The sequence below is a fragment of the Paraglaciecola hydrolytica genome (assembly GCF_001565895.1).
GTDB lineage: Bacteria > Pseudomonadota > Gammaproteobacteria > Enterobacterales > Alteromonadaceae > Paraglaciecola > Paraglaciecola hydrolytica.
On the sequence record NZ_LSNE01000005.1, the window covers coordinates 916,898 to 925,268 of the forward strand.

General features: G+C 45.2%; 5 protein-coding genes and 1 rRNA gene. 2 read left to right on the forward strand and 4 right to left on the reverse strand.

Annotated features, from left to right (window positions below; genetic code table 11):
* Positions 1–198: 198 nt before the first annotated feature.
* Positions 199–933 carry a TMEM175 family protein gene (locus AX660_RS12070; protein WP_235594730.1) on the reverse strand — a complete coding sequence of 245 codons (735 nt, stop codon included), beginning with the start codon at positions 931–933 and terminating at the stop codon, positions 199–201.
* Between the two features lie 218 nt (positions 934–1,151).
* On the opposite strand from AX660_RS12070, the gene AX660_RS12075 reads away from it, so the two are divergent.
* Entirely contained in the window at positions 1,152–4,253 is a 3,102-nt protein-coding gene (locus AX660_RS12075) for an efflux RND transporter permease subunit (RefSeq protein ID WP_068376917.1), read from the forward strand.
* Positions 4,254–4,264: 11 nt separating this feature from the next.
* A complete protein-coding gene (locus AX660_RS12080; RefSeq protein WP_082768861.1) occupies positions 4,265–5,347 on the forward strand; it encodes an efflux RND transporter periplasmic adaptor subunit in 1,083 nt (360 codons plus the stop codon).
* A 107-nt stretch (positions 5,348–5,454) separates the two neighbouring features.
* On the opposite strand, the gene AX660_RS12085 is transcribed toward AX660_RS12080, so the two are convergent.
* From AX660_RS12085 to rrf, 3 genes are all read right to left on the reverse strand, one after another.
* On the reverse strand, positions 5,455–6,402 hold the full coding sequence (locus AX660_RS12085; RefSeq protein ID WP_068376920.1) for a hypothetical protein: 948 nt from the start codon (positions 6,400–6,402) through the stop codon (positions 5,455–5,457).
* Between the two features lie 10 nt (positions 6,403–6,412).
* Entirely contained in the window at positions 6,413–6,976 is a 564-nt protein-coding gene (locus AX660_RS12090) for a hypothetical protein (RefSeq protein ID WP_068376924.1), read from the reverse strand.
* A 1,315-nt stretch (positions 6,977–8,291) separates the two neighbouring features.
* Positions 8,292–8,371 (reverse strand): 5S ribosomal RNA (gene rrf / locus AX660_RS23745); the annotation flags it as partial.

Here is an 8,371-nt window from a genome sequence, read left to right on the forward strand (position 1 = left end):
AACAGTGCTAAACAAAGTAGGTAAGTGTAACGCGGGGGAAATCACTGAAACGATTTGTAAGATGATCCACGCCGTAACCAAATACACACTGGCCACCTTAAACACATTACGGCGTTTTAACTCAGTAAAAAATGTCATGCGTCCTGCTCTTTATTCTTTTAAATCAACGATAAGGGATTAAATCTATAAGTTCAAATTTTAATCACTATTAGGAGAGGGTACGACTTCCTGCGTCAATTTAACAATCAAATTTTTGCGCAAGTTACCACGATAAAACCCAAGCCCTGTCATCATTGGAAACAAGGCAAAAAACACAAAACCCGACCAGTCAATGTGCACACTAAACAAAGAAATGGCAATGGACACGGCACTGACTGACGCAGCACCTAACCAGGTAATCACCTCGGATTGGCTGTCAAAAACCTCAAGTGGCGACAAATTAAGTGAATGCCTCTGTTTAAGCGCATAACAATACAAGGCAATAAAATTAAGGCATAACAGCAAAAAGCCCAAACTATAAAATGCAAACATAAAGCGCACTTCTTCACCGCTACTAAAGCTGATTGATACTGGAAAATAACCGCCACTAACGGTGTAAAACAAACCCTGCATCATCAGTCGCAGTGGATAGATATAAATCAGCACTAAAATAATCAGCGCGCTGCTTAAAAAAATGGTTGGCCCGTCCTCTAAACCAAAGCGACGGCTCCATTTAGCGTGGGTATTCCAAATCCAGATTATGAGTGCGCAACTGGCACAAAAAGCAGGGATTTGTTTGGTCGCTAGTATAAACTCTTGCATATTGTCGGGGATGGTTCCCAAGGAGATCACCATCATAGTGATGGCAAAGGCAAACGAGGCTGCCACAAAAGTCTCGATACGGGTCATGCTTTCACCACGCATAACAAACTGATAACTCGCTGATTGTGACAATGTCTTGTGCTCCCTGAGTAAACCCTACCTGCCATTAAACCACTTTAGTCCAAAATAACAAACCTCGTAGAGAACGTAACAAAACTTGTAAATTTTAATGTTTGTCGCACAAAACACCCCAGTCAACGAGTGCACCTAACACCTTGAACAACTTGCCTATACACTTCTGCGAAACGCTAACATCTTATTTACACATGTTGTAGCTGAGGAATCAGTCGATGAATTTCACCCGTGCATCAATCAAAAATCCTGCAGCAATTTTAGTCATCGCCGCGCTGGTTATCTTGTTTGGCAGTATTTCATTACTCAACCTGCCCGTGCAATTAACCCCTGATATCGAACAACCACAAATTTCAATTGGCACCGGCTGGCGTGCCGCTGCTCCTGAAGAAATCGAATCTGTGATTATCGAACCCATTGAGAATGTGGTTAAAAACACTCGCGGTGTCACTGAAGTGACCACTAATATTCAGCAGGGTTTTGGCAATATCACCCTGAGTTTTGATGTGGGTACCGACATGCAAAGTGCCATGCTCGATGTTCTGAATAATTTAAACCAAGCACCGCCACTTCCGCTGGATGCCTTTGAACCCGTGGTATCAGTAGGTGGTGGCGGTGGTGGTCCTAATGCTGCGTCATTGTTAGTCAGAACCTTACCAGGTAACGAATCCTCCATGTCTCAGTATCAGGATTTGATTGAAGATGTTGTGCGCCCACGCTTAAGCCGCATAGCCGGGATCAGCCAGGTAAATCTTAATAGTCGCCAGCCACGGGAACTGCGCATCACTTTTGACCCTTACAAACTGGCTTCAATGGGTATTTCAATCAATCAGGTCAGCAATATCGTTGCCCGTGCCAGCAACGTATCGGGTGGTTTTGCCGATGTAGGCCGCCGCCAGTATACCGTCAGGTTTGCCGGGCAATATGATGTAAATTCGTTGGCCGATATGATCATTGCCTATAGTGGTGAGCGCCCAGTTTATTTACACGATGTGGCTAAGGTCGAAAATACCTTGGTTGATCGTCAGGGCTTTACCCTGCGAAACGGGGCTTCTGCTTATTACATTACCATTTCACGCGCCAGTGAAGCCAATACTGTGACCTTGCTGGATGACATCAATCAGGCAATAGACGAGCTGAATAAAGGTGCCTTGGGCGACGCCGGACTGATGATTGACCTGAGTTTTGATTCGTCGGTGCATATCCGTAATGCACTCAAACTGGTACAAAGTAATCTCGGCCTTGGTGTGTTATTGGCGCTGGGAATTTTGTGGTTTTTCTTACGTGGCTGGAAAGCCACTTTGCTAATTGCCATGACGATTCCGCTGTCAGTTATGGTGGCCTTTCTGGCGCTTAATCTGCTTGGCCGCAGCCTTAACGTAATATCACTGGCGGGCTTAGCCTTTGCGGTGGGATTAGTGCTCGATGCCGCGATCATCGTGCAAGAAAATATTGTACGTTTGCGCAGTGAAGGTTTAGATAATAAAAAAGCCGTAATCAAAGGCACCACACAAGTAACCGGTGCCTTGTTTGCATCTACTGCCACCAGTGTGGCGATATTTTTGCCGATTTTATTTATGCAAGGTGTTGAAGGTCAGCTGTTTTCTGATTTAGCTCTGACTTTAAGTGTGGCAGTTATCGCGTCATTATTAACCGCGATTACGGTGTTACCGGTGGCTAGCTACTACTTGCTCAGTAACGACGTTACCTCTGATCGTTTTGAACTTTATTGGCAGCGCCTGACAACACTGTTAATGCGCCTAACCAACACCCTGACTCAGCGCTTAACCTGGATCGCTGGCCTGATGTCTGCCTCTGCTTTGGCAATCATATTACTGATGCCCCGCACCGACTTTATGCCCCGCGCGCCCATCGATGGATTTTTCTTTTCGCTCAATCTGCCACCTGGCGGCAATATTAAGTTTCTCGATGAAGAATTTGCCCAACGTTTCAAAAATAGCATCGGCCCATACATGCATGGCGATATGCGGCCCAAAGTGAAAAGTTATAACTTTTACAGTTATGGCCCAAACGCTACCGGTGGGTTTATTTATGCGGATGATCCTACCCAGGTAGAAGAACTGATGACTGTGGTCAGAGAAAAAGTGCTGGCGGGTTTGCCCGATACTCAGGTGTTTTTATTCAGAGGTTCGATGATTAATGTATCGGGCGGCAATGGCCGCTCCATTGAACTCAATTTACAAGGTGCTGACATGGACGGCCTAATGCGTGCCGCGCAGGTGGGTATCGAAGCCATTAGCCAGACTATGCCACAAACCAGTGCTCAACCAGTACCAGCCCTGTCTATGGCCGAACCTGAATTACAACTGCAACCTAACGACCAGCGTATCACGCAAGCTGGTTTGAATCGCATGGATGTGGCCAATGCGGTACGTGCCTTTACCGGCGGGATGTTTATCAGCGAATACTTTGACGGTAATGACCGCATGAATGTGATCCTGCGCGCCGACAAATGGCGCACGCCTGAACAACTGGCAGCGATGCCAATGTATACCCCACTTGCAGGTGTGCAAACACTTGGTGAATTAGCGGCGGTTACCCGCACGGTTGGACCTACCCAGCTCAGACGAGTAGACGGTAAACGTACAATAAGTTTGATTATTCGCCCACCTGAAAACTTATCTCTTGAAGAAGCAATGGAACAATTAAACACCCATGTTATTAATAAAATTGCAGCGGCTTTACCTGCTAACGCCAGTTTGCAGGTTGCCGGCAATGCCGACCAGATGAATCATGCCATCGAAGATATGCTACTAAATTTTGCGCTGGCGATTGTCATCTTGTTTTTATTAATGAGTGCCTTATTCAAGTCTGCCATCGACAGTTTGCTGGTACTTACCGTAATGCCGATGGCTGTCGGTGGGGGCGTTGTTGCCTTGTGCTTACTCAATTTATTTTCTTTTCAATCATTGGATTTACTCACCATGATTGGCTTTATCATTTTACTTGGCCTGGTGGTCAACAACGCTATTTTACTGGTCGATCAGACTCGCACTGCTCAGCGTGAAGGTTTATCAGTACAAGCCGCTGTCGCCCAGGCCATCCAAATTAGAGCCAGACCGGTTTACATGAGCACCCTGACCAGTTTGTTTGGCATGTTACCGCTAATGTTAATGCCCGGTGTTGGTTCTGAAATCTATCGTGGACTGGCCACTGTTATCGTAGGTGGAATGTCGATCAGTGCATTATTTACCCTGATTTTATTACCCGCTTTGCTACGCCTTAACGAAGCTAAAGCCAGTAGTCATGCCGGGCAGTCGTCATTAATAGCTAGTGCTCAGGCATTATCGAAGTCTTAAGGATATCTAACATGAAAATAAACCCTTTTTCTGTATTCAAACCACTCGCCTGTTTATTGCTGCTAAATACTTGTCTGCCCTTAGCCCTGGCACAACAAGCTCCCACAGTGTTAAAACCGGTTCAGGTTGAAGAAATCAAAACCACTTTATTAGCGCCCACCATTGATATAGTTGGTAGCGTATACAGTCGGCATAATGTACAACTGACCGCTGGATTGAGTGGCCGACTGGAATGGGTGGCAGAGCCGGGCACCGCAGTGCGCAAAGGTGATGATGTGGCACGTATTGATCCACTGCCCTTGCAATTGCAACGAGCTGAACAACAAGCTCAAATCAAGCGCGCTAAAATCAATCAGATTTATCTTAAACGCGAACTGGCTCGATTAGCTGATTTGCGTTCGAGTAACAGTGCTTCGGCCTTTCAGTTTGACCAGACTCAATCTCAGTTTGATCTGGCGCAGGCCGATTTGGAAATTGCCGAATTAAAACTCAAACAAATTGACGAGCAACTAAGCCGCAGCAGCATCAAAGCCCCCTTTTCAGGCGTTGTAACCGAACGCATGCAAGAAGCAGGTGCCGAAGTCAATCGTGGCGCTGAATTAGTACAAATGCTCGATACCCAAAATCTTGAAGGCAAAATCTTTGTACCGGTTAAATACCTGCCGTTTGTCAGACAAGTTGCCAGTATCACGGTAATGAACGATAACATCAAAATGGATGTGCCAATCAAAGCATTGATCCCTGCCGCCGATAGCCGCTCGCAGTCATTTGAGCTAAGAGTCACCTTACCAGTAGATGAGCTGAGTAACTGGACTGCCGGACAAATATTAAAAGCGCGTTTACCGGTACAGCATCCGCAAGAAACCCTGACTATCCACCGCGACGCGCTGATTTTACGTCAGGACGGTATTTATGTGATGGTCATCGATCAGGACAACAAAGCGCACAAAGAACTTGTTGAAGTCGGTCAGGGGCAAGATGACTGGGTGAGTATTCGCAATGATAATCTACGCTCGGGCAACCGTGTCGCTGTGCGTGGTGCTGAGCGTTTAAGCGAAGGTCAACAGGTAGAAATCAGTCCGCCCAATGCCTAACAGCCGATACTCGTCGCAACCTGCGCACTTCCGGAGCAATACTTTGCAGGTTTATCAAGATTTGCAGGCACAAAAAAGGCCACCTAAGTGACCTTGTAAAATTAAAACTAATTCTTACTGGTAGAACAACGACCGCTAGGTTGATCAATATTCAATAAAGCAACATTTATTGCAATCAACTCGGCTGGCTCACTAAATTGCTGGGGCCAGATACTTCGCCTAATCCTTTCTGTCCTTAATTTTACTTCTGCCACAGCAAGCTGGGTTAACCTTGAGTAATCTAGTTCAGATTTTTCATAATTGTAGATGTTCAGCTCATTAAACCTAGCTTCAGCAAGGTAGTTTGCAGCAAGATTACCATGTGACAAACTTCGCAATAAAGCGAATCGGTCGAAGGCACGCACGAGCTCTGCAGGTTGTTGACTCTTATTTTGGCCTTGAAATTCAGGTAAGGCATCACCCACTTTATAGTCTGGGCGATACTGTTTGAGTATTGCAACAAACTCATCCATGCCCCGGTTAAACGCTAAGGCACCTAATTTTTGAACCTCAAAAAAATCAGAATTTTCGCTCGAATAAGCTCGATCCCTTTTATCCTGAATATCTGCAATCAACTCATCCATATCCTTGTTGTAAACATATTCCAATTCTTCAGGGCTGGGGAAACCATTCGCTAAGGCAAGATCTAATTCTTTTTGATTATTAAATGCAAAAGCATTAAATAAATCATCGTTAAGATTTTGATATTGTCCGGCAGACTCCGCCGAGACGGTAGTAATAAAATCATCATAGTTATCTGTTTCAATAGCTTGATATTCAGCTATAGAACCCAACGATTCCTCGTTGTTTTGCACCGCTTTTGCTGCGACCTGCTTTTCTTCTATGTTATCTGACTTAGAGCTACATGTTTGGTTAGCCACCAATGTTTTTTCCGTTGTTTGCGCCTTGTTATGTATTAAAGGATTATCAATGTACGTGTCTTGTAAATATGCAAATAATAGGTATCCCATCCCTAAGCCTGTTAAAAATACTACGGGTAATTTAAAACTATTCATGGGCATTTCCTTAGGTTCCACTGGGGCCGTTAGACGATGAGCAATTCTTGATATAATCTTCTTTAACGTTTTTACATTGTTTTGCTAAACCCGCATTACTATAGGCGCTGGCACCTGCCTGCCCAACTGCAGCTCGATAGGTATAAGCAAAATCCAGACACCCTCCCTGACTGCTGTAACTGCTACAGATTACTTCTAAATTTCGAAGAAAAGCAGTATCACAACTGTTTTGCCCACCTTGAGTTGCGTAACACATATCGTGGTTATTGCAGGCACTTATAAAGGAAATACCTGTTAATGGTTGATCTAAGTTACCCGTGAAGCCATTAATGCCGGTAGCCAGGGCTGTCAATGTTGATTCAAGTAATCCTCCCGCACCGCAACCGTTTGTTAACGCCGGAAAACTCCATGTTGCTGGGCCATTCCCTAAATACGGACCTGTATATTGCGAGCTAAAGGTAGTGCAACTACTTGGAATATTACTGGTCATCTTACTGCACATGTTGGTTTTAATCTTGTCTACATCCTCATAGGTAGCATACTGTTTATCAAGCATAGCTATAATTTGATCCATAACATCTGCTACCGCTCCACGACATTCAGAACCTCGGCAAGTTGATACCCAATAATTACCAGGTCTTGTGCCAGTCACTGTGATTGTTTCTGGTGGATCAAGTGTTGGATCGGTTGCGTAAACTTTGTAGGGGTTGAGCAGAAAGAGGAGTAACAGGATAATTACTATAGGGGAAATATATTTATTGGTAGTTGGTAGTTGGTAGTTGGTAGTGCATGCTAACTTTCCTTAGTGTAAATTTATCTGGTTTAATTTGATTAACGCATTTATGTGTTACCCATTTACCATAGTTTGCAATCATTTTCGTGCAAACCACTTGGTGTAATATACTAACCAACATCATATAGATGCAACTATTTTTTAACCATCTATATAGTAACAACTTACGCATAAAAAACACTCCATCGAGTACTTGTTATAATTTGCTAGTAGCAGTTATTATGCAATGATTTTTGCTACTACGTCCGCACCTACAGCACGGCCACGTTCCTCGTATCATCCTGATACTCGCCCTTTGGGCCGACCTGCGGTCGTTCTATTTTGTTCCAGACAAAATAGTCACGAGTATCCGCTTGGCGTCGCACAGTATCTGCGGGCATAAAAAAGCCCTTCTCGATGAGAACGGCTTAATCTAATTGGGAGCCTGGGTAAGGCTGGTATGTTTAGGAGCGCAGCTCCGCCCAGCCGCACGACACCACAAGGATGTGGTAACTGGGTGAAGGTCATCAGGAATGTGTTAACGACGCAGTGGAGATTACCTTGAAGGACGACCGTGGGATTTGCTCTGCGCGGCAGCGCTTAGGACGAAGTCACCTTAATCAAATTCGATAAAGGTGTGATATTTTACAGACTGCAGAAACGAAAAAAGCCACCCGATTAAGGTGGCTTTGTTCTAATTGGGAGCCTGGCGGTCGACTGCAAGGATGCAGGAGGTAGAGCAACGCAGGAGCAGTTGCCGAGTGCTACTCTCACATGCGACCGCCACGGATGGCGGAAGGTAGGGTAATGCAGGAGCAATTACCGAGGGGTGAAGGCAACCGTTTTTAGCTGCGTAGCAGCGTGGTTGACTGAACGACTGACCATGGATGGTCAGGCTGGTGCGCGTCACCAGGGATGGGTTGATACGCTAAGAAGAATGCAGAACATCGAAGTTTGAATGATATCCGATGGGTATGGTCTTTCATGTGAGTTTGTGTTGCGCGGCAGCGCTTAGAAGCAAGGTTACCTGTTTGGCGTTAAAAAATGAACTGTAATCGGCTAAATAGCAGGCATAAAAAAAGGCTACCTAAACAGGTAGCCTTTCTTCTAATTGGGAGCCTGGCGGTGTGCTACTCTCACATGGGGAGACCCCACACTACCATCGCCGCTAATGCGTTTCACTTCTGAGTTCGGAAT

Excerpts from the sequence above, each read along its gene's own strand:
- AX660_RS12075 (WP_068376917.1), top strand. The coding sequence starts at position 1,152 with ATGAATTTCACCCGTGCATCAATCAAAAATCCTGCAGCAATTTTAGTC.
- AX660_RS12080 (WP_082768861.1), top strand. The coding sequence starts at position 4,265 with ATGAAAATAAACCCTTTTTCTGTATTCAAACCACTCGCCTGTTTATTG.
- AX660_RS12090 (WP_068376924.1), bottom strand. The coding sequence starts at position 6,976 with ATGGATCAAATTATAGCTATGCTTGATAAACAGTATGCTACCTATGAG.
- AX660_RS12085 (WP_068376920.1), bottom strand. The coding sequence starts at position 6,402 with ATGAATAGTTTTAAATTACCCGTAGTATTTTTAACAGGCTTAGGGATG.